Origin of the sequence: Nocardioides nematodiphilus (assembly GCF_020216525.1) — a bacterium.
Taxonomy (GTDB): Bacteria; Actinomycetota; Actinomycetes; order Propionibacteriales; family Nocardioidaceae; genus Nocardioides; species Nocardioides nematodiphilus.
Genome location: NZ_JAIWOY010000007.1, coordinates 148,562 through 169,782, shown reverse-complemented (window position 1 = coordinate 169,782; position 21,221 = coordinate 148,562). Strand labels below are relative to the sequence as shown.

Genomic DNA, 21,221 nt, shown 5'->3' with positions numbered 1-21,221 from the left:
CGATGACTGATCTCAAGAGCCGGTACGGCAGCGACAACACCGCCGCGAAGATCATGTTCGGCCTGGTCGCCCTGGCGCTGATCGTGCTCGGCGCGATCTGGACCTTCGGCACGACCGGGACGACGCGCGACTTCGGCCCGGTCGTGGGCGGCCTCGGCGTGGCCCTGGGCTACGTGGTCCTGATCCAGAAGCGAGGCTGACCCGGGGTCGGCGACCAGGAGCGCCACGCTCGCTCTCGACCACGACAGCGATGGTCGGGTCAGCGCGGTGCTCGCCTACCTCCGGGGCTGACGCGAGCCCGGTCTGGTCAGCGGCCGAGGAGGCGGGCGAAGAGGCCGCCCGTACGCTCGGCCTTCTCGTGACCGTCGCACCAGCGGTCGGCGGGGACGGTCATCTTCACACCGGCGATGTGCTGGCCGCATCCGGCCCAGGTGGTCTTGCCGCAGGTCTGACAGGCGACGGGTCGGCACATGGTGGCTCCTTCGGAGTCGGGGGATCGGGGGAGTGTGAGCGATCTGGGGGGGTGCGGGCGATCAGGACGGCTGCTCGCCGGCCTCGAGGGCGTCGGCGAACTCGCAGAAGGCGTCGTAGGCCCGGGCGCCGTACACGGTCGCCGGGCCGCCGTGCATCAGGAACGTCACGCCGATCGCCTCAGCCGCCTCCTGGCGGGTCGCACCGGCGCGGACGGCCGACTGACTGTGCGAGGCGATGCAGCCGTCGCAGCCCTCGACGACGCCGATGGCCAGCGCGATGAGCTCCTTGTACTTGCGGTCCAGCTCGCCGTCGGCGAAGGCCGCCTTGGAGAGCTCACCGAAGCCCTTGTACACGTCCGGGATCGCGTGCCGCAGGTTGCGCCCCAGGGGTGCGAGCTCGGTGAGGACCTGCTTGCCGTGCGAGGAGTGGTCGGCCATCGGGCTTCCTTCCGGTAGAACCCCCGAGGGGGATGTGGTGACGATCCGAGCATAACCCCCCTGGGGGATATATACTCATCCACGACGAAGGGAGGCTCCATGCGACTCGAGCCCGAGGACACCAAGGCGATCATCACGCGACTCAAGCGCGCCAACGGCCATCTGACATCCGTGATCCGGATGCTCGAGGACGGCTCGGAGTGCGAGGACGCGCTCACCCAGCTCGCTGCGGTCAACAAGGCGATCGCGCGCGGCGGGTACGCGCTCGTGGCCACCGGCCTGCAGCAGTGCCTGGCGGAGGGCGGCCCCGAGAGCGTCGACAGCAAGAAGCTGGAGAAGCTCTTCCTCGCCCTGGCCTGACCGGCCGTGTTGCAGGATGGTCCCGTGAGTCTCCTTGGGACCGACCTGCCCCTGGTCGCCGCGCCGATGGCCGGCGGCGCCACCACGCTCGACCTGGTCGCCGCAGCGGCGTCCGCCGGCTGCTTCGGGTTCCTCGCAGCCGGATACAAGAGCGCTGATGCGATGGCCTCGGACATCGCCGCGGCGCGCGAGCGCGGTCTTTCAGAGCTCGGCGTCAACCTGTTCCTGCCCGGAGCGTCGGGCCTCACGGAGCCGGACTTCCGTCGCTACGCCGGCCTTCTGCAGCCCGAGGCCGATCGCTTCGGCATCGATCTGGGCGCCGCGCCGCTGCGCGAGGACGACGACGACTGGCCGGCCAAGGTCGACCTGCTCGTGCGCGATCCGGTGCCCGTCGTGTCGATCACGTTCGGCCTGCCGGCAGCGAAGGACGTGCGGGCGCTGCAACGCGTCGGCACGCGGGTGCTGGTCACCGTCACCACGGTCGAGGAGGCGCGGGCCGCCGCCGCGCTCGACGTCGACGGCCTGATCGCGCAGGGGAGCGCGGCCGGCGGGCACAGTGGCACGCACGACCCGCGCCGGCCCATCCACCCGATCGCCACCGAGGCGCTCGTACGGGACGTGGTCGCGGCCACCCGCCTCCCCGTCATCGCCGGCGGCGGCGTCGACGGCCCCGACGCGGTCCGGACGATCCTCGCGGCCGGTGCCGACGCGGTCGCTGTCGGCACGCTGCTGCTGCGCACCGACGAGAGCGGTGCCTCGCGCACCCACCGGGACGCACTCGCAGACCCCCGCTTCACCGAGACGGTCATCACCAGGGCGTTCACCGGTCGGCCCGCCCGCGGCCTGCGCAACGCCTTCATCGACGCGCACGAGGCCGAGGCGCCGTACGGCTATCCCGCCATCCACCACCTCACCCGGGGCCTGCGCCGCGCGGCGGCCGAGGCGGGCGATCCGGACCGGGTCCACCTGTGGGCGGGCACCGGCTCCCGCAACGCGACGACGGGGCCAGCCTCCGACACGCTGCGACGCCTGGCGACGCAGCTCTGAGACAACTGGTTACTCACCAGTATTCCTGCTGCTAGCGTCGGCGCCATGAGTGCCGACCGCGAGCTCACCGCGTCCGTCCAGATCGCTGCGCCCGTCGAGAAGGTCTGGGCCGTCCTGACCGACTTCCGCAACCTCGTGGACGCGAGCCCCGAGCTGCTCACGATGAGGCCGATGCTGCGCGGCGGCCTGCGGGTGGGCCAGCAGTACGTCGGCGTCAACAAGCGCGGCTGGGTCTACTGGCCGACCACCAACGTCATCGTCGACCTCAAGCCGAAGCGCTCGATCGCCTGGGACACGCCGCTCAGCGGGGCCCGCTGGATCTTCGAGCTCAGCGAGGAGGACGGCGGCACCCAACTCACCCAGCGCCGCCCCGTCCCGAAGCGGCTCCACCCGCTCGGCCGGGCGTTCGCCGCCACGCTGCTCGGCGGCAGCGAGGGCCACGCGGACGAGCTCGAGCAGGCGCTCGGCACCACGCTCACGCACCTCAAGGCCGTCGCCGAGGCGTAGCCCAGTCGGTCAGCTGCTCGGCAGGATGACCGTGACGGTCATCCTGTCGTCGTGCGTGCACGGGACACCCGAGGCGACGCCGTGGCTGACGTGGTGACCTGCGCTGCACAGCCGCAGCTCGCCACCCGCGCCACCGACCAGGTGCTCCACCAGCGCCAGCCCCAGGCCCACACCCGGCCGCGCGCGGGCGTCGTCGGAACGGGCGAAGCGCTCGGTCGCGCGCTCGAGGAGATCCGGTGCCATCCCCGGCCCCTCGTCCGAGACCTGGAGCACGGTCCACGCGCTCAGCGCGCTCACCCGGACGGCGACCGGCTCGGTGCCGTGGCGCAGCGCGTTGGTCACCAGGTTGACCAGGATGCGCTCCAGGACCTCCGGTGGGCACGCGACCAGAGCAGGGGAGTCCGGCAGCCGCAGGTGCAGCGCCGCGTGTCCAGCGGCTCGATGACGCTGCGCCACGGCTGAGACGACAGCCGCTGCGTCGGCGGTGCCGGCCGTGACCGGGGCACCCAGGTCGAGGAGCTGCTCGGAGAGCGTGACCAGGCGATCGGTGTCCACGGCGAGCTCGTCCAGGATCTGCTCGTGCTCGGCGACGGTGCGGGCGCGCCGGCGGGCGAGCTGGAGCCGGCCGCGCAACAGCGTCAGGGGAGTGCGCAGCTCGTGGCTGGCCTCGTCGACGAAGCGCCGCTCGCGCTCCAGGGCACTCTCAAGACTGCCGAGCATCTCGTTGAGGGTGCGGCCCAGCCGGGTGACCTCGTCGTCGCGGTCGTCGGGCACCTCGAGACGCAGGTGGGGCGCGCCGGCGCTGATCTCCTGGGCCCGGATCCGGTAGCGCTCCACCGGGCGCAGGGCGAGCCGCGCGAGCAGGTCACCGACCAGGGCGGTGACCAGCAGCGCGCCGAAGCCGGCGATGAGGAGCTGCACCAGCAGCTCACGCAGCGACTCGTCGCGGTGGTCGCGATTGACCGCGAGCACCAGGTACTCGGTGCTGGGCGCGGCCAGCCACGTCACCATGACCCGCAGGGGCGCGGGGGAGACGGGCAGGATCGTGCCGACGTCGAACAGGTGGGTCCCGGGGCGGAGCGTGCCGACCGGCACCCGCGTACGGCCGGCCAGGAGTCCCCCCGAGGCGACCACGTCTCCGTCGGTGGTGAGCACCTGCCAGCCGACACCGGTCGCGTCGGCCCGGGTCGCGTCGCTCGGCACGCCGTCGGCGCCGAGCAGCGGCTCGATGGTCTGTGAGGCCTGGGTGAGGGTGGCGTCGAGCTGCCGGTCCAGGCCGTACTGCACCCGCCAGTACAGGAACGCCCCGGTGCCGCTCAGCACGACCAGCATCGCGGCCACGAAGCCCGCGACCAGGCGCACGCGCAGCGGCAGCGACCGCAACCGTCTCACGAGGTCTCCACCCGGTAACCGGCCCCGCGCAGCGTGGTGATGGTCGACGTGCCCCGAAGGGGCGGTCGATCTTCGCCCGGATCGAGGCGAGATGGACGTCGATGACGTTGCTGCGCAGGTCGGTCTCCCCGTCCCAGACCTCCTCCAGGATGTCGAAGCGCGACACCGCCCGGCCGGCGTTGGCCATCAGCAGCGCCAGGATGTCGAACTCGCGCGCACCGAGCGCGATCTCGACCTCGCCGCGTCGCACGCGTCGTGCGGCGGTGTCCAGCACGAGGTCGCCGACGGCGTGGATCGACGAGGGCGCCTCGAAGCCCGAGCGGCGGTGCAGCGCCCGTAGCCGCGCGAGCAGCTCGTCGAGGTCGAAGGGCTTGGCCAGATAGTCGTCGGCGCCGGCGTCGAGGCCCTCGATCCGGTCCCGGACGGCGTTGCGGGCGGTCAGCATCAGGGTCGGTGTGGTGACGCCCAGGTCGCGCAGCCGCCGGCAGACGGTGACACCGTCCTGGCCCGGCAGCATCCAGTCGAGCAGCAGGACGTCGTAGCCGCCCTCGAGCGCCGAGGCATACGCGGTACGACCGTCGACGACCAGGTCGACGCGCCAGCCGGCCTCGGTCAGGGCATCCTCCAGAAGCGTCCCGAGCCGGGGGTCGTCCTCGGCCACCAGCACCCGCATGCAGCACCCTCTCGCCCGCTCCGAGTCGACTTCATCGTCGCTTCATGGAGTGATTCCTACCGTCCTGTCCATGAATAGTGCAGCACTGGCAGTAGACGCTGAAGGCGTCGTCAAGTCCTTCGGGGCGGTGCGCGCGGTCGACGGGATCACGATCCGGGTCGCCCCAGGCGAGGTGTACGGGGTGCTGGGGCCCAACGGCGCCGGCAAGACGACCTTCCTCCGGATGCTCTTCGGGCTCATCAGGCCCGACGAGGGCACCCTGCGTGTCTTCGGACGCAGCTGGGACGACGATGGCACCCGCGTGCTCGAGGGCGTGGCCGGCTTCGTCGAGGCTCCGCGCTTCTATCCCTACCTGACCGGGCGGCAGAACCTGGTCGCGCTGGCGCGCCTCGACGGCGGCGTGCGGCCGGGGCTGATCGAAGAGGTGCTCGACACGGTCGATCTGGCCGACCGGGCCGACCGCAAGGTCGACGGCTACTCGTACGGCATGCGCCAGCGCCTCGGCGTCGCAGCGGCGCTGCTGCGCGAGCCGCGCCTGCTCGTCCTCGACGAGCCCGCCAACGGCCTCGACCCCGCCGGCATCCGCGACATGCGGGCGCTGGTGAAGCGGCTCGCCGACTCCGGCCTGACCGTCCTGCTGTCCTCGCACAACATGGACGAGGTCGAGGAGATCTGCGACAACGTCACGATCATGGACCGCGGCGCCGTCGCCTTCCACGGCAGCATCGCCGACCTGCGCGCCATGGCGCCCGACCCGGGTCACCTGCTCGACACCACCGACAACGCGAAGACTCTCGAGATCGCCGCCCGGCACCAGGTGAAGACCGAGGCGGACGAGTCCGGTGCGCTGCACGTCGTCGGTCCGCACGACGCGGTCTCAGGCTTCGTCGCCGACGTCGTCGCCGCCCAGGTCCGCCTCAAGCAGTTCACCCCGACCCAGACCCCGTTGGAGGCCTTGTTCTTCATGCTCACCAACACCGAGGCGGTGGCCCGATGAGCGCCACGACCGCCCCCGCCCGCGGGACGACACCCCGTGTGCGGACCGCGCGTGCCGGCTTCAGCGCCACCCTCGGCTTCGAGCTGCGCAAGCTGCGCGCGCAGTGGCGTACGCGCGCCGTCCTGCTCGGCGCCCTGCTCCTGCCCATCCCGGTCGCCTTCGCGATCCACGCACAGGGAAACCCGCCGAAGGACTCGCTCTTCGGCCGCTACGCCACCACCAACGGCTTCGCGCTGGCGCTGCTCGTGCTCGGCTACGCCGGACAGTGGGTGATGCCGTTGCTGACCGCCATCGTCGCCGGTGACATCTTCGCCAGCGAGGACCACCACGGCACCTGGAAGACGATCCTGACCCGGTCGGTGTCGCGCGGGTCGTTCTTCGGCGCGAAGACCGTCGCCGCGATGGGGTTCGCGATCCTGGTGCTGCTGATCCTGAGCGCATCCACGATCGTCACCTCGGTGCTGGTCGCCGGGCACGGCGACCTGATCGGGCTCTCCGGCCAGCTGATCCCCGCCTCGCAGGCGTGGCACCTCGTGGCGATGAGCTGGCTGACCGCGATCCCACCGACGCTGGCCTTCACCGGTCTGGCGATCCTGCTCGGGATCTGGTCACGCAGCGCTGCCGTCGGCATCGCGGCCCCGGTCGTCATCGGCTTCGTGCTCCAGCTGGTCGGCTCGATGGGCAGCGCCGAGGCGCTGCGCCCCTATCTCCCGACCAGCGCCTACGAGGCCTGGCACGGCTTCCTCGCGTCACCGTCCTTCCACGGGCCGTTCGTCACGGGTCTGATCGCGAGCGCCGTCTGGGCCGCGATCACGCTCGGACTCTCGTGGACCCTGCTCCGTCGTCGCGACATCACAGGAGGCTGACATGCGACGCATCATCCTGACCTTCGCCGCCGCCGTCCTGGTGGCGGTCGGCCTCGGCGGCGTCGCCGTCGCCACTAGCGGCGGCAGCACGATCACCGTGCCCCGCCTCGACCGCGCGGTCGCCACGTCCTTCTCGAACGTCTACGCCCAGGAGTCCGCGATCGAGGGGCACACGGGCATCACCCCGTCCTCGCTGCAGGCCAAGGCCATGTGCGACCGCGGCCCCAACGTGACCCAGTCCGGCCCGGGCGCCACCTGGAACTGCCTGATGTCGTGGTCCGACCCGAACACCCCGATGCCGCCCACCGGCTATGGGAAGTTCGAGCTCAACGTGCACAGCAACGGCTGCTTCACCGTCGGCTCACCGTCCTCGCTGATCGGCTACCAGACCATCACCGACCGGCGCGGACGTACGGTCAACAACCCGGCGTACGAGTGGGACTCGTGCCTCGACCCGGCGTCGGACGACACCCCGACCGGCACCACGTTCCCCTCCGCGCTCACCGTCACCAGCACCACCGTGAACGTCACCGCGGACGGCACCGTCGGGGTCGACCTGGCCTGCGGCGTCGGTGCGGGTGGCTGCCGGGGCAGCGTCGCTGCCGTGACCGACACCGGCGTCAAGCTCGGCACCGTCCCCTTCACGATGACCGAGCAGGCGACCACGCACCTGAAGTTCCCCACAGCGCTGCCGGCCGGCGCCAAGCAGGTCACCTTCACCGCGACGACCACGACCGGCTTCGCCCCGCCGAGCCCCGCCACGCTGGCGGTGCAGGGCTAGGCGGCGCCCGCAGGACCCGGACCGCTCGGGTGCGGCGCCGCGGCGGCGACGTCGAGCGCCGGCCACGGGGCGAGGAGGATGCGCCTCCTCCTCGCCCGCCGTGCCGTCCGTGATGGTGCTCGTGACCTCGGCGGTGGACTCACCTACGCGGCAGCTCCAGCTGGGGGCTGATGCCCATCAGCTGCAGGCTGTTGCCCCAGAGCGCGTCGAGCTGACCGGGGTCGTTGAAGAGCTTGGCGAAGAGGACGAGCCCTTCGAGCTGGGCGACGATCGCCTTCGCGGTGGCCGGGACGTCGTCGACCGTGAGCTCTCCGGAGTCCACCGCCGCACGGAGATGGTCCGAGAGGATCGCGACCTGCTCCTCGAAGATCTCCTGCAGGCGCCGCTGCATCGGCGTACTGATCGAGCTGACCTCCAGTGCCAGGTTCCCGAAGAGGCACCCGGTCACCGACCCGGTGCCCTTCAGGGCGTCCTGCTGGACCTTCGCGGTCGCGTCGAAGATCCCGCGCAGCCGATCGAGCGTGGTCCCGCCTCCGGCCAGGATGCCCTGCCACTGCGCCCGCTGGGCGACCCAGTGCTCATCGATCGCCGCGATCGCCAGGGCCTCCTTGGATGCGAAGAAGTAGTAGAACGAGCCCTTCTGCACGCCGGCGTGGGCACAGATCTCGGCGATGCCGACCGAGCTGTAGGCCCGCTGCGCGAAGAGGTCGAGGGCGGCGGCGATGAGTCGCTCGCGCGCGTCGGAGGTTCGTCCCATGCCTCCATGGTAGACCGGTCATCTATAGGAATAGTTGACCGAACGTCTACGTTCCTCGGACATGACTGCACAGAAAGTCGCCGTGATCACCGGCGCATCACAGGGAATCGGCGCGGCGCTGGTCGCCGCCTACCAGGACCTCGGCTACGCCGTGGTCGCGAACTCGCGCTCCATCCAGCTGCCGGAGACGGCCTCCTTGGCCGCGGTCGCCGGCGACATCGGCCAGCGAGCCGTCGCCGAGCGGATCGTGCGGACGGGCATCGAGCGGTTCGGTCGCATCGACACGCTGGTCAACAACGCCGGCATCTTCGTGGCCAAGCCCTTCACCGAGTACACGGCCGAGGAATACGCGGCGGTGAAGTCGACGAACATCGACGGTTTCTTCCACGTCAGCCAGCTCGCCATCGCGCGCATGCTGGAGCAGGGCGAGGGCGGCCACGTCGTCAGCGTCACGACCACGCTCGTGGAGAGCGCGATCGCGAGCGTCCCCTCAGCGCTGGCCTCGCTGAGCAAGGGCGGTGTCGCCGCGACGACGAAGGCGCTCGCCGTCGAGTACGCCGGCCGGGGCATCCGGGTCAACGCCGTCTCGCCGGGCGTCATCAGGACGCCGCTGCACCCGGAGGAGAACCACCCGTTCCTCTCCACGCTGCACCCTGTCGGGCGGATGGGCGAGATCGACGACGTGACGAGGGGTGTGCTCTACCTGGAGCAGGCGCCGTTCGTCACGGGCGAGTTCCTGCACATCGACGGCGGTCAGAGCGCGGGCCGCTGATGAGCGCGGGACAGACGGCCGGCGAGGTCGTCAGGGACCTGCTCGATCGGTGGGCGGCGAGCCTCGCGGCAGGCCGCGCCGACGAGATCGGCGCCCTCTTCACCGAGGACGGACTCGTCCAGGGCTTCGACCCGGTCCCCGCCTTCGGGCCGGCTGCGGCAACCGCCTACTACGCCAAGCAGCCGCGCGGGCTGACCGCGGAGTACGAGCTGCTCTCGGCGCGATGGCTCGGTGAGGACGCGATCGTGGCGTACGCCGGGGTGCTCTTCCACCGGCCCGACGGTGACGTGCCGGTCTACCTGACCATCGTCGCCGAGCGCGGAGAGCGCGACTGGCAGCTCGGCCACTATCACGCCTCGAAGCTCATCGAGGCCTAGGCGAGCGCCGCTCCGGATCCCGTCTGCGCGGGTGTCCACGAGGACAGGATCCGGAGCGCGTCGTCCGAGGGGGAGCCGGCGGCAGCGGTCAGCACCATGAGGCGCTGGCCGTTGCCGTCCGGGCTCTGCCAGGTGTCGCAGTCCAAGGTCAGCTCACCGACGACAGGATGGCGATAGCGCTTCGTCCCGTACGTCGCGGTGATCACCCGGTGCTCGGCCCACCAGGTCCGGAAGGAGGCGTCGCGCATCGACAGCTCCCCCACGAGCATCGCCAGCTCGGGGTCGTCGGCGTCCTTGGCCGCCTCCATCCGCAGCGCCGCCACCGCGTCACGCGCGTCGTGCTCCCACTCCAGGTGCATCCCGCGCGCCCCGGGGTCGGTGAAGAGCAGGCGTACGTAGTTGCGCTCCGCAGGCCTCAGGGCCGCGAAGTCGGTGAAGAGCGCCGCCGCTGCGGCATTCCAGTCCAGCACCTGCAGGCGCTTGCCGGGCACGATCGCCGGCGTCGAGCCGAGCTGCTCCAACAGCCGCCGTACGGGCGGGCGCACCTGCTCGGCGCTACGGCGCCGACGCGGCAGCGCGTCGACCTTGCCGGCTATCTCGTACAGGTAGGCCTGCTGGTCCTCGTCGAGCCGCAGGGCTCGCACCAGCGTCGACAGCACGGAGGCGGATGCCTTCACCCGGCCCTGCTCGAGACGGGTGTAGTAGTCGACGCTGATCGCGGCGACGGAGGCGACCTCCTCGCGGCGCAGCCCGGCGACCTTGCGGTAGCCGTCGCGCTCGGGGAGGCCGACCTCAGCCGGCGTCAGGCGTGCCCGGCACGCCTTGAGGAAGGCGCCGAGCTCGTGCGCATCGGAGGGGTGGCTCATGGCTCACATTCTGCTGGCTGGGCACCACGTCGTGGGAGGGACAGATCCTTCCCCGGCACAGACTCGTCTCTTTTGCGGCCCGGCCGGCGCAGGGAGGTTGGTGACACGCCACAACGGCGCAACCCCCACCTGAGACGGAGAAGCCACCCATGAGCACCACCACGATCACCACGACCGACGTCGCCTTCCAGAGCAACGGCATCACCCTCGCCGCGCATCTCTACGCCCCGGCCGACCTCACCACCGCGCGTGCTGGCATCGTCGTCGGTCACCCCGGGACCAGCGTGAAGGAGCAGACCTCGGGCCTGTACGCCGCCCGCCTGGCCGAGCGCGGCTACGTCACCGTCGCCTTCGACGCCGCGTACCAGGGCGCGAGCGGCGGCTTCCCGCGCGGGCTCGAGGACCCTGGCCAGCGGATCGAGGACTTCAAGGCCGCCGTGTCGTACCTGACCACGCGTCCCGAGGTGGACGCCGAGCGCATCGGCGCCCTCGGCATCTGCGCCTCGGGCGGCTACTCGCTGGCGGCCACCGCCAGCGACCACCGGATCAAGGCGCTGGCCACGGTCTCCGCGGTCGACGTGGCCCGTCAGTTCCGCCTCGGCGCCGACGGCGCGCAGGACCCGGCGGTCTTCCAGGGGCTGCTGACCGCGGCCGGGGCCGCCCGTACGGCCGCCGCGCGTGGCGAGGACCCGGGTGCGCTGCCGATCTTCCCCGAGAGCCTCGAGCACGCTCGCGCGATGGGCGGTGAGCACGGCGCTGAGGGGTTCGAGTACTACTGCACGCCGCGCGCGGCCCACGAGCGGTCCGCCCGCTCGCTCGACTGGACCAGCGTCGACCGGCTCGGCACGTTCGACGCGTTCGCCCAGGTGCCGCTGATCGGGCAGCGCCCGCTGCTGATGGTGGTCGGAACCCGCGCGGTCACCTCGTGGATGAGCACCGAGGCCTTCCAGAAGGCGGTCGGGCCGAAGGAGATGTACTGGATCGAGGGTGCCAGCCACGTCGACCTGTACGACGTGGAGCCGCACGTGACGAGCGCCGTCGAGCGGATCGACGCCTTCTTCAGCGAGGGTCTCGGCGCCTCCTGATGCGGGCGGCGTCAGCGCTGCGCGTCCTCCTGGATGAAGGTCGCGCAGCGCTCGCCGATCAGGATCGCCGGGGCGTTGGTGTTGCCATGGGTGATCTCCGGCAGGGCACTGGTGTCGGCGACGCGGAGCCCCTTCACCCCGTTGACCCGCAGCCGCTCGTCGAGCACGCGACCCATGCCGGCGGTGCAGGCCGGGTGGTAGGTGTGCAGCGTGGTCTCGCGGATGAAGGTCTCCATCGCCTCGGGGGACCGGATGTCCGCGCCCGGGTTGATCTCGCGGGCGATCATCGTGTCGTACGGTGCCGAGGCGATGATCCGGCGGGTGAGGTCGATGCCGCGCATCAGCGCCTCGACGTCCTCCCGGGCCGAGAGCATGTTCATCAGGATCTCCGGGGCCGCCGCCGGGTCCTTCGAGGTGATCTTCACGTGGCCGGTGCTCTTCGGCTCCCAGTAGGACTGCATCACCGAGATCGCCGGCTTGGTGTGGGTCGCCTCGCCGTTCTCCCAGAAGAAGGCCGGCGCGAAGACGAGCTGCATGTCCGGCACCTCGAGCCCCTCCCGCGTACGCACGTGGGCGATCGCCTCGGCGACGTTGCTCGCGATCGGGCCCGATCCGTTCCGCAGCCAGTTGACGATGTGCATCGGGTTCTTCTCGACGCCGAAGAGGCCCTTCCAGGGCCCGTCGGCGAGCTCGAAGTTGGTGAAGCTGAAGGGGTGCTCCTTGAGGTGCGCCCCGACCTCGGGGTTGTCGACCACCACGTCGACGCCGAGACTCCGCAGGTGTGAGGCGTCCCCGATGCCGGAGAGCTGGAGGAGCTGCGGCGTGTTGTACGCACCCGCGCTCAGCACGATCTCGCCTCGGACGCTCAGCGTCCGCTTGCGACCCCGCGTCGAGACCTCCACGCCGACGGCCTGGCCGTTGGTGATGAGGATCCGGTCGACCAGCGTCTTGGTGATGAGGTCGAAGTTGGGCTTCTTGACCACGGCGTCGAGGTAACCGCGCGCGGTCGACCAGCGCCGGCCGCCGACCGTCGTGGTCGGGGCCAGCGAGACCCCGTCGAGATCGGGGCCGGAGAGGTCCTCGTTGGCGGGGATGCCGGCGTTGACGGCGGCGTCGACGAAGGCGACCGCGGTCGCGTCCGGTGTGGTGAGCCGGTTGATCCGCATCGGCCCGTCCTGGTTGTGACCGGGCAGGAAGTGGCCCTCCATCCGGTCGTAGACCGGCTCGACGTCCTTCCAACCCCAGCCGTCGAGGCCCCAGGAGTCGAAGTCCCGGTCGCTGCCGCGCACCCACAGCATGGCGTTCATCGCCGAGCAACCGCCGACGACCTTCGCGCGCGGCAGGTGGATCTCGCGGTTGGCCGCGGCCGGCTCGGGGGCGGTGAAGTAGTCCCAGTCGCCCTTCTTGTGGAACTGCTCGCCGAAGGCGGCCGGGGCGCGGGTCGCGAGCGTGAAGTCGCTGCCACCCGCCTCGATCAGCGCGACGGTGACGTTCGGGTTCTCGGCCAGGCGGGCGGCGACGGCAGAGCCACCGGAGCCGGCTCCGACCACGATGTAGTCGTAGACCGTCCGGGCGGGGCGCTTCTTGAGCAGCGACATGCCGCGACACTCCCATATCGGCAGGAGTGCCGACAAGAGGTGAGATATCCGGTCCATACCCGTGGGTACAGGCAGCGCATGGTGATCGGATACTTCCTCTCGACCGAGGAGTACGGCCCCGACGAGCTGCTGGAGCAGGCGGTGCTCGCCGAGGAGGCCGGCTTCGAGGCTCTCGCGATCAGTGACCACTTCCATCCGTGGAACGACGAGCAGGGACAGAGCGCCTTCGTGTGGAGCGTGATCGGAGCTCTCGCGAAGGTGTCGCGACTGCCCGTCACGACCACGGTGACGTGCCCGACCGTACGGATGAGTCCGGTGATCACCGCCCAGGCGGCGGCCACCAGTGCGGCACTCCATCACGGCGGCTTCCGGCTCGGCGTCGGCTCCGGCGAGGCCCTCAACGAGCACATCCACGGCGACCGCTGGCCGACGGCCGAGATCCGCCTCGAGATGCTCGAGGAGGCCGTCGACGTGATGCGGCGGCTGTGGACCGGCGAGCGCGTCGACCACCACGGCAAGCACTACACCGTCGAGGACGCGCGGATCTACACCCTGCCCGAGACGCCGCCGGAGATCTACGTCAGCGGCTTCGGCCCGGCGGCGACCAAGCTCGCGGCGCGGATCGGCGACGGATATGTCACCACCACCGCGGACGCCGAGCTCCTCGACCTCTTCCGCACCGAGTCCGGCGGCAAGCCCGCGATCGCGACCATCAAGGCGGCGTACGCGCCGACCGAGGAGGAGGCCGTCGGTCACGCGCACCGGCTCTGGTCGACCTCCGGCCTGCCCGGCGAGCTGGCCCAGGTGCTGGCGTCACCCAAGCAGTTCGAGCAGGGCGCTCAGCTGGTCACCGAGGAGATGACCCGCAACGCGCACGTGTGCGGCCCCGACCTCCAGCGTCACGCGGAGGCCTTCGACGACTACGCCTCCTTCGAGGAGGTCTACGTCGCGAACATCGGCCCGCACTACGCCGAGATGATCCGGCGCTTCGGCGAGGAGGTCCTGCCGGCCGTACGCAAGACCCGCGCGCTCACCCGCGACGGCGGCGGCGGATGAGGCCTGCCGGGCCCGGCCTCGACGACTTCGTGGCCGGGCACGACTACCCGGTCTTCGTCGTCACCGCCGCGTCCGGTGATGAGCGCGACGGCTGCCTCGTCGGCTTCTCGACGCAGACCACCTGCTCGCACCCGTGGGGGGCGTCGATGCGGCCGAGGACGAGAACGGCGACGCCCTGAGCCTCCAGGACGTCGCCGACATCGAGGCGGGCCACTCCGCCTGAGTGATCCGTCAGTGCGCGTGGGAGATCGCGTCGCGGGCGCGATCGATGAGGGCGGCGAACGGCCCGACCATCCGCTGGTGCATCGAGCCCGGCTCCATCGACGGGTGGGGGTGGGTCGGCGCGATCATCTCCGCGGCCTTGATCTTGCGGCCCATCGTCTGACGCTGGTCGACGTCGCACTCGGCCAGGATCCGTGGGAACTCCTCGCTCTCCTCGGCCTCCGCGTGCTTGTCCACCGCCGCCTCGAACTCGGCGAACTGCGCCGCGAAGTCAGGGTCGTCCAGCGACATCTTCTCCAGGTGGGCCAGGAAGGCGTTGGCCGCCATCTCCTCATGGTTGCGGGCCACGGCGACGTCCTCGCCGACCACCTTCTCGGTGACCGGGCGGAGCACCATCTCCTCCGCGGTCTCGTGCACGGCGAGCAGAGCGCGCAACGCATCGAAGGCCGACTCCTGCTCCTTGCCGGTGTGGTTCTTGACCTCGCTGAAGAGGTCCCGGATCTGCGCGTGCTGCTCCAGCAGCACCCGGATCACATCGCCTTCGGGCAGGGCACGGGCCTTGGCCCGGTCTTCCATCGCGTCACCCATGGTGGGTCCTCCTGGGTCGTCGGGGCGGCTATACGGACCTTGGTGCGTTACCCACAGGCCCGCACGTCACACCGCCTGTCGCCGATCTGCGGTCATGGGGTCGCGCGTTCCCGTGCGTTGGTGGCGAGGGGAGCGGTCAGCGCGCGGGGGAGACGGGCGACGAAGCTGGCGCCGGGCACTGTCGCGTCCTGGACGAGCCGGAGTCCGCCGCCGTGCTCGATCATGAGTCGGTGAGCGATGTGCAGTCCGAAGCCCTCGCCGTGGGAAAGTGTTCCTCGGTGGCCCCGGAGAAAGATGATCTCGGCGAGGGCGGGATCGATGCCTGGGCCCCGGTCTGTGACCCGGATCTCGATGCCGTCGCCGGTTCTGGCAGCGGTGAGGGTCGCCGCAGTCCCGCCATGCCTGGCGACGTTCTCGAGGAGGATGTTGACCACCTGGGCGATGTCGTCGGCACGACATCTGACGTGCAGTCCACTGGGCCGCCAGTGAACGACTCTCCCGCGGATGCGATGAGCGGCGACGAGCGGGTTCAGGACGCCGTCGAGGTCCAGATACTGCGACACGACTGCCCTTCCGGGGTCCATCAATCGCTGGAGTCGCGCCGCTTCGGCGTCGAGCATCGTCTCGAGGTCGCGGCGGCGATCCTCGGTCAGCAATATCGGCGAGCGGAGGAGGTGGATCCCGTTCGCGATCCCGGCGAAGGTGCTTCCGACCTCGTGTCGGTGCTCCTGCTCGACGCGCGCGTCAGCCTCAAGGTGATCCACCCGGTGGTTCAGCCCGACGACGGCGTCGCCGCTGCGCTCCAGCAGCACCTCGAGGAGGGCGAAGCTCGCCGCGAGGAGCAGCATGGCACCCAGGAGCCCCGCGGCCACCGCGAAGCCGCCGCCGACCTCACCGAACGGGCCTGCGGACACGAGGAAGTGGCTGAGACCCAGGAGGCTCAGCGCCCCCGCGACGGGAGCGCGGAACCAGTGCGGCAACCACGCGGCTCGCAGCAGGAGGACCGCGGTGCCCACCTGCGCCGTGAGCGCCAAGGCCGCGAGGAGGCGCACAGCGACCGGGGCGAGGCCCGTGGAGGGCAGCGCGAGGACGGCCGCCCGGGCTGCTACGAGCACGACGGCGCCGGCCACGCTCACGGCGACCGGGTCGGCGAATCGGCGGTCGGCTCGGAGCTGGCGGCCGACGAGCACCGTCAGCAGCAGGAGCCCTACCTGGAACGACACGTCGATACCGGTCGACCAGTCGCGGTGCTCGATGGCGGCCACGGGCCGAGCGACACGGATGGCCGCAAGGCCGACGCCTTGAGATCCGAGGAGGACGATGCCGGCGGCAAGCCGACCGTGGCCGGCGTCCCCGGCGATGCGCTGGCAGAAGTAGAGCGTGATGCCCGCCAAGAGAATCAACGGGTAGGCGGTCAGGTCCTGGGCGCGCGCGACGCCGTCCACATTCCGCGCCTCAGGCACCAACGCGAGGGCGAGGGTGAGCGGCAGCAGCACCAGCACCGCTGCGCGGGGCAGCGCGACCAGCATCCCTGCCCGCGGCACGACCAGCGAGGATCGCTCGAGTTCGTACGCGCCATCGCGTGCGCCGCCCGGCCGACACGAGTGATTCAAGGACGTCGCCACGACGCCCGCCTCTCGGTCCTGCCCTGGAGGCTCGAAGAGCGCTGGCATGGCAAGCTGGTTGACTTCCACTCTACGGCGCACCGCAAATGTTGCCGCGTGCGGTGGCGCACCCGTACGCGGGTTCGGCCCCTGACGTGACACCTGCGGGACAGGACACCTGCGCCACCAGGTCGAGTGCTCGATGAGCACGGTGCCAACGCGCGAAGAAGACCAACGGACGGCCGGTGTTGGAATACCGGCGTATGATCGAAGAAGACTGCAATCGCTCGACTCCACCGCGGGACGGCCGATGCAGCAAGGGACAGGCGGTGGCACTCATGGCCACTGATGATCGGACGGGGCGATTCGCAGTCCGCCCCATGTCGGAGCCGGGCATGGCGTCGGGCGCCTGGTGGCCGCACAGCCGCAACCTGAGCGAGGAGCTCGGCGGCCTGTTCGCACTGTGGCCATCCAGCTCCGGGCGCATCGCGCGGGTCCTCTACTCACCGCCGGACTGGGACGACCGCCCCCGTTCGGTCGCCGTTCCTGGGCGGCGGGTGAAGACCGGCTCCTTCCCGAGGGACGACACCCGTCAGCTCGTCCTCACCATGCTCGACGGCCGTCGGCTGGCTATCGACGTCATCGCACCCGAGACCCCGGCGGACGAAGCCGCTGCGCTCCTCCTCGACGCCGGCGGGCGGCGGAGTCCCGCCGTCCCGGTCCGCGCGACGACTGATGCATGCGAGACGAACGAGGCCCGCTCCGCCTGGGACGACGATGGCGGGCACCCGTAGCGGGACCCCTCGTGAGCGGGCCGCGCACGGCCCATCCACCTGCGGGTGACCAGGACCGCCCTCCTGGCCCGTCCTTCCCAGGTCGGCCAGCCCTTCCGGGCGATGCCGGCATCGCAGCCAGGAGTTCGACCGTGAGCCTCGATGACGTGAGCACCACCCCCGCTGCGCAGTCGGAGCGGTCCGAGGTCACCGCTGGCGCCGCACAGGGAGGGTACGGCGATCTCGCTCGGCGCGTGCGCGACGCCGGCCTGATGCGCCGGCGACCCGTCGCCTTCACTCGGAACGCCTCGGCGGTGCTGGCTGCCCTGGGGATGGTCATCGCGGTGATGCTCACGCACCGTCACGCCTGCTGGTTGCTCGCAATGACTCCGGTGCTCGCTGTGCTGGCCAACCGGACCAGCTTCCTGGGCCACGACATCGGCCACCTGCAGGTCACTCGCAGCTCGAGAGGCAGCCGGGTCCTCGGTCTGGCCTTCCGCCGCGCTCAACCACTCCTACGCGACTTCTGCGACGAGCACCAGATCCCCTACCTCGAGTGCAGCGCGCTTGCCGCGTACGCGGCGGCGGTCAAGCACATGCATCGCGTCGGGGCCACGTTGCGCGGCTAGCCTTGGCAACGCAAGGGGGTTGCGGCCCCGAACACCTCCTGCGTTGCCTCGGAGTCAACAACGGCGCTCCTGGGACGTGGTGAGCTTGAAGCGAGCGTCGCCCAGACCTTCCATGACCCAGCCGTCGGCCGTGACGTCGATGGTGAGCCGGTGGCCGTCGACCCGGATCCCGTGCACCCCGAGAGGGAGGTACTGCTCGGGGACCGATGGCGCGCACGCGATCTGCCCGCGCGGCGAGTCCGGGTCGAAGCGCAGCAGGGTGCGCAGGAACGACAGTGGAGCGGCTGCGGCCCAGGCCTGGGGCGAGCACGCGGTCGGGTACGGGACTGGTGACGCGAAGTCGGCGCGGTCGAAGCCGCTGAACAGCTCGGGTAACCGGTGACCGAAGTCGTCGGCGGCGGCCAGGAGACCGGTGATGACCCGCTGGGCGTGATCCACGAACCCGTAGCGCATCAGACCTGCCGCGCACAGGGCGTTGTCGTGAGGCCACACGGAGCCGTTGTGGTAGCCCATCGGATTGAAGCGAGCCATGCTCGACGCCAGGGTGCGGATGCCCCAGCCGGTGAACAGGTCGGGTGACAGTAGGTGGTCCGCTACGGCAGCGGCCTTGTCGTTGTCGACGATCCCGGTCCACAGGCAGTGCCCGATGTTGGACGTGAGGCTGTCGATCTGTTGCTTGTCGCCGTCAAGCCCGACGGCGAACCACCCACGGTCGGGGATCCAGAACGCCTCGTTGAACCGCCGCTTGAGGTCGGCCGCCTTGACGCTCCACATGTGGTGAGCGTCGTCGTCGCCCGCAGCCTGAGCAAGTCCCGCGCGGGCCAAGAGGGCGGCGTAGGTATAGGCCTGCACCTCGGCCAAGGCGATAGGGCCGGTGGGAAGTCGGCCATCGGCGAAGCTGATGCCGTCCCAGGAGTCCTTCCAGCCCTGATTGACCAGGCCGTGGTCGGTGCCGCACTGATACTCCACGAAGCCGTCCCCATCGCGGTCGCCGGCGTTCTCGATCCAGTCCAGCGCTCGGTCGGCGTGGGGGAGGAGGTCGCCGATGATCGCGGGGTCCCCGCCCCAACGGGAAAGCTCGCCCAGAAGCATGACGAACAGCGAGGTCGCGTCAGCGGTGCCGTAGTAGACCCTGCCCCCGCCCAGGGTGAGGTCGACAGCGGTGAGGCCGAACCGGATCTCGTGGAGGATGCGTCCGGGCTGCTCCTCGGTCACGGCGTCGGTCAGAGTGCCCTGATGGTCGGCGAGCGTTTGGAGGGTGCCGACGGTCATGCTGCTGTCTAGGGGCAGCAGCATCCACGATGTCAGGATCGAGTCGCGCCCGAACAGCGCCATGAACCATGGGGCGCCGGCTGCGACCACGGCGCGGTCGGGGTGCTGGTCGTCGAAGATCCGCAGCGCGCCGAGGTCCTCGACACTGCGTGCCAGGACGGCGGACAGTCCCGCGTCCCCGCTCGTCAGTTCCGGGATGCCGTGGCGCCATTCGTGGAACCGGCGGGCCGGTTTTGTGCACCCGAGCGGGTGGCCGACATCGTGGCTGCTCGTGAGCCGGACGCCGTCGAGGACTGGCGCGACGTGCACGACGACGGTGCACTCGCCACGGGACGGGACGACGAGGTTCCAGCTCAGCGCCTGCGGCGAGAGGTCGGGAGTGCCGTCAGCTCGGATGTGCACGGCGGGATGATGGACGCCGCGCGTCCGGGAAAGGCCGATGCCCTCGTCGTCCACGACCCGCACAATGCGACTGGCAGTCGGTGTACGCCCGTCCTTGACCTCGAACAGATCGGCGAAGTCCGCATCGACGCCTAGGCGGAGCACGCCGGAAGCCTCGGTGCTCGTCAGGTTGCGCAGTGTGATCTGCTCCCTCATGCCATCACCGACGTGTCGGTCTCGGACCACCAGCATCGTCGTGCTGTCACCCTGGCCGGCGGCCGCAGGTATCCGGCTGAGATAGGTCGCGCGGTAGGGCTCGGTCCGTTGTGCGTCGAGCACGATGGGGGCGTCTCCGTTGAAGGTCAGCGTCCACCGTGACAGCACCCTCGTGTCCCGGGCGAAGAGACCCTGGGCACCGGAAGCGCGAATGTCTCCGCCCTGCTCACTGATGCAGAACGTGGTGCCTTCGAGCAGCGTGACGGTATCGGCCACGCCCGAGTCGCTGGCCGGCTCGGAGTCCGACGACCAAGGCGACCTCGGAGGGGAGAGCCCCGTCATGCGACGACCTCGGCCTGCGGGCGGACCCCGAGGTGCAGCTCATGCGCCGACGCAGGGTTCGACAGGACGCGCTCGTAGAGCTCGACGTGGTCGTGAGCCATCCGGGCTAGTGAGAAGCGCCGTTCCGCGGCTGCGCGGCACGCACCCCGGTCGAGGAACCGGATCCGACCGACGGCTCTGCTCAGGTCGTCTTCGTCGTGGCACAGCAGCCCGGTGGATCCGTGGTCGACGATCTCCGGCGCGGCCCCGGCGCCGTAGCCGATCACCGGCGTGCCGCTAGCCAGGGCTTCGGCCATGGCCAGCCCGAAGGGTTCGGGCCACGCGATGGGGTTGATCAACGCCTCGGCGTGCTGCAAGAGATCCAGCCGTGTCTCGATCGTGGGCTCGAGGAGCAGTTCGTCGTCGTCGGCGAGCATCGGTTCGACGACCGTCGTGAAATAGTCGGTCTCCGAAGGGTCGCGCATCTTCGTCACCACCTTCAGACGCCTGCCCGTGCGATGGGCCACGCGCAGGGCTGCAGCGATGCCCTTCTCACGAGACATCCGCCCCAGGAACAGCAGGTAGCCGCCGTCGCCCGGGCCGGGCCGGTACGTTGCCAGGTCAATGCCGTGGTGGATGACGGAGGCGATCGGGATCTCGGGGGCTCTGGATGCCTGGTCATGCGAGATGGCGATGACAGCCGCGCGGCGCGCGACTTCGCGGACGATCCGGCGATTCTCGTCGGTGAACGCGCCGTGGTGGGTACTCACCACGGGCGGTATGCCGTGTCGCGGCCACGGCGCCAGCAGCGGCCCAAGGACGGTGTGGTCATGGATCAGGTCGACCTCGGCCATCGCCTCGTACGCCGCGAGGACGTGCGCCGCCTCCTCGACCGTCGTGCCGATGGGGCGAGGCGCGGTGCCGTAGAGGCTGGACGTCGGCACAGGGCAGGTCGAGTCGCCGACGGTGAACAGCCGGACGTCGTGGCCGAGCACCTGCAGACCGCGGGCGAGATTGTCGACCACGACCTCGGTCCCGCCGTAGCCGACCGGGGGAACGGGCGCCCACGGAGGAGCGATCAGACCGACTCTCATCCGAGAGGTTGGATGTCGTCGGCCCGACAAGGCCCCGGCACCGGATTCAAGGAGTCGACGAGCCTGTCGCCGCGGG

General features: G+C 70.7%; 21 protein-coding genes and 3 pseudogenes. 13 read left to right on the top strand and 11 right to left on the bottom strand.

The window, feature by feature from the left end; genetic code table 11:
* Nucleotides 1–2 precede the first annotated feature (2 nt).
* Nucleotides 3–200, top strand: coding sequence for a hypothetical protein (locus tag KSO98_RS13135; protein ID WP_225286064.1), 198 nt, complete (start codon nt 3–5; stop codon nt 198–200).
* 112 nt (nt 201–312) lie between these two features.
* Here the strand turns inward: KSO98_RS13135 and KSO98_RS13130 are convergent.
* Nucleotides 313–472: pseudogene (locus KSO98_RS13130) on the bottom strand (DUF8730 family Cys-rich protein); the annotation flags it as partial.
* 61 nt (nt 473–533) lie between these two features.
* Nucleotides 534–911: a carboxymuconolactone decarboxylase family protein gene (locus tag KSO98_RS13125; RefSeq protein ID WP_225286061.1), complete on the bottom strand. Its 378-nt coding sequence runs from the start codon at nt 909–911 to the stop codon at nt 534–536.
* Between the two features lie 99 nt (nt 912–1,010).
* Here KSO98_RS13125 and KSO98_RS13120 point away from each other — a divergent pair, with 99 nt between their 5' ends.
* From KSO98_RS13120 to KSO98_RS13110, 3 genes are read left to right on the top strand one after another with little or no spacing between them, the layout of a single operon-like run.
* A complete protein-coding gene (locus KSO98_RS13120) occupies nt 1,011–1,271 on the top strand; it encodes a metal-sensitive transcriptional regulator (protein ID WP_225286060.1) in 261 nt (86 codons plus the stop codon).
* Nucleotides 1,272–1,295: 24 nt separating this feature from the next.
* Nucleotides 1,296–2,318, top strand: a complete 1,023-nt coding sequence (locus KSO98_RS13115; protein ID WP_225286059.1) for an NAD(P)H-dependent flavin oxidoreductase — start codon at nt 1,296–1,298, stop codon at nt 2,316–2,318.
* Between the two features lie 45 nt (nt 2,319–2,363).
* On the top strand, nt 2,364–2,825 hold the full coding sequence (locus KSO98_RS13110) for an SRPBCC family protein (RefSeq protein ID WP_225286058.1): 462 nt from the start codon (nt 2,364–2,366) through the stop codon (nt 2,823–2,825).
* 9 nt (nt 2,826–2,834) lie between these two features.
* On the opposite strand, the gene KSO98_RS13105 is transcribed toward KSO98_RS13110, so the two are convergent.
* Complete coding sequence (locus KSO98_RS13105) at nt 2,835–4,217, bottom strand: sensor histidine kinase (RefSeq protein WP_225286057.1); 1,383 nt, start codon at nt 4,215–4,217, stop codon at nt 2,835–2,837.
* 121 nt (nt 4,218–4,338) lie between these two features.
* Nucleotides 4,339–4,890: pseudogene (locus KSO98_RS13100) on the bottom strand (response regulator transcription factor); the annotation flags it as partial.
* Between the two features lie 133 nt (nt 4,891–5,023).
* Here KSO98_RS13100 and KSO98_RS13095 point away from each other — a divergent pair.
* The 3 genes and pseudogenes from KSO98_RS13095 to KSO98_RS13085 form a co-directional block, all read left to right on the top strand.
* Nucleotides 5,024–5,887: pseudogene (locus tag KSO98_RS13095) on the top strand (ABC transporter ATP-binding protein); the annotation flags it as partial.
* Nucleotides 5,884–6,753, top strand: coding sequence for a DUF2705 family protein (locus tag KSO98_RS13090; RefSeq protein WP_225286055.1), 870 nt, complete (start codon nt 5,884–5,886; stop codon nt 6,751–6,753). The pseudogene KSO98_RS13095 and the gene KSO98_RS13090, both read left to right, overlap by 4 nt.
* 1 nt (nt 6,754) lies before the next feature.
* A complete protein-coding gene (locus KSO98_RS13085) occupies nt 6,755–7,534 on the top strand; it encodes a hypothetical protein (protein ID WP_225286054.1) in 780 nt (259 codons plus the stop codon).
* A 139-nt stretch (nt 7,535–7,673) separates the two neighbouring features.
* Here KSO98_RS13085 and KSO98_RS13080 read toward each other — a convergent pair whose 3' ends face one another.
* Complete coding sequence (locus KSO98_RS13080; RefSeq protein ID WP_225286053.1) at nt 7,674–8,291, bottom strand: TetR/AcrR family transcriptional regulator; 618 nt, start codon at nt 8,289–8,291, stop codon at nt 7,674–7,676.
* Between the two features lie 61 nt (nt 8,292–8,352).
* On the opposite strand from KSO98_RS13080, the gene KSO98_RS13075 reads away from it, so the two are divergent.
* Both KSO98_RS13075 and KSO98_RS13070 read left to right on the top strand, forming a co-directional pair.
* Nucleotides 8,353–9,063 carry an SDR family NAD(P)-dependent oxidoreductase gene (locus KSO98_RS13075; protein ID WP_225286051.1) on the top strand — a complete coding sequence of 237 codons (711 nt, stop codon included), beginning with the start codon at nt 8,353–8,355 and terminating at the stop codon, nt 9,061–9,063.
* Nucleotides 9,063–9,440, top strand: a complete 378-nt coding sequence (locus tag KSO98_RS13070) for a nuclear transport factor 2 family protein (RefSeq protein ID WP_225286050.1) — start codon at nt 9,063–9,065, stop codon at nt 9,438–9,440. Before KSO98_RS13075 ends, KSO98_RS13070 begins: the two co-directional genes overlap by 1 nt.
* Here the strand turns inward: KSO98_RS13070 and KSO98_RS13065 are convergent.
* Complete coding sequence (locus tag KSO98_RS13065; RefSeq protein WP_225286049.1) at nt 9,437–10,306, bottom strand: helix-turn-helix domain-containing protein; 870 nt, start codon at nt 10,304–10,306, stop codon at nt 9,437–9,439. The two genes, KSO98_RS13070 and KSO98_RS13065, sit on opposite strands and share 4 nt — an antisense overlap.
* A 149-nt stretch (nt 10,307–10,455) precedes the next feature.
* On the opposite strand from KSO98_RS13065, the gene KSO98_RS13060 reads away from it, so the two are divergent.
* Complete coding sequence (locus tag KSO98_RS13060; RefSeq protein ID WP_225286048.1) at nt 10,456–11,391, top strand: alpha/beta hydrolase; 936 nt, start codon at nt 10,456–10,458, stop codon at nt 11,389–11,391.
* A gap of 11 nt (nt 11,392–11,402) precedes the next feature.
* Here KSO98_RS13060 and KSO98_RS13055 read toward each other — a convergent pair whose 3' ends face one another.
* Nucleotides 11,403–12,989, bottom strand: coding sequence for a GMC family oxidoreductase (locus tag KSO98_RS13055; protein ID WP_225286047.1), 1,587 nt, complete (start codon nt 12,987–12,989; stop codon nt 11,403–11,405).
* A gap of 78 nt (nt 12,990–13,067) precedes the next feature.
* Here KSO98_RS13055 and KSO98_RS13050 point away from each other — a divergent pair, with 78 nt between their 5' ends.
* Complete coding sequence (locus KSO98_RS13050) at nt 13,068–14,045, top strand: TIGR03557 family F420-dependent LLM class oxidoreductase (RefSeq protein WP_225286046.1); 978 nt, start codon at nt 13,068–13,070, stop codon at nt 14,043–14,045.
* 231 nt (nt 14,046–14,276) lie between these two features.
* On the opposite strand, the gene KSO98_RS13045 is transcribed toward KSO98_RS13050, so the two are convergent.
* Nucleotides 14,277–14,855 (bottom strand): hemerythrin domain-containing protein, encoded by a 579-nt coding sequence (locus KSO98_RS13045; RefSeq protein ID WP_225286045.1) that lies wholly within the window; start codon nt 14,853–14,855, stop codon nt 14,277–14,279.
* A 92-nt stretch (nt 14,856–14,947) separates the two neighbouring features.
* Nucleotides 14,948–16,480, bottom strand: a complete 1,533-nt coding sequence (locus tag KSO98_RS18960; protein WP_225286044.1) for a sensor histidine kinase — start codon at nt 16,478–16,480, stop codon at nt 14,948–14,950.
* Between the two features lie 359 nt (nt 16,481–16,839).
* On the opposite strand from KSO98_RS18960, the gene KSO98_RS13035 reads away from it, so the two are divergent.
* Both KSO98_RS13035 and KSO98_RS13030 read left to right on the top strand, forming a co-directional pair.
* Nucleotides 16,840–17,253, top strand: coding sequence for a DUF5994 family protein (locus KSO98_RS13035; RefSeq protein ID WP_372457782.1), 414 nt, complete (start codon nt 16,840–16,842; stop codon nt 17,251–17,253).
* Between the two features lie 146 nt (nt 17,254–17,399).
* Nucleotides 17,400–17,861 (top strand): fatty acid desaturase family protein, encoded by a 462-nt coding sequence (locus KSO98_RS13030; protein WP_225286043.1) that lies wholly within the window; start codon nt 17,400–17,402, stop codon nt 17,859–17,861.
* Nucleotides 17,862–17,915: 54 nt separating this feature from the next.
* Here KSO98_RS13030 and KSO98_RS13025 read toward each other — a convergent pair whose 3' ends face one another.
* Nucleotides 17,916–20,006 (bottom strand): amylo-alpha-1,6-glucosidase, encoded by a 2,091-nt coding sequence (locus KSO98_RS13025; RefSeq protein ID WP_225286042.1) that lies wholly within the window; start codon nt 20,004–20,006, stop codon nt 17,916–17,918.
* Between the two features lie 62 nt (nt 20,007–20,068).
* On the bottom strand, nt 20,069–21,145 hold the full coding sequence (locus KSO98_RS13020) for a glycosyltransferase family 4 protein (RefSeq protein ID WP_225286041.1): 1,077 nt from the start codon (nt 21,143–21,145) through the stop codon (nt 20,069–20,071).
* Nucleotides 21,146–21,221: the final 76 nt, after the last annotated feature.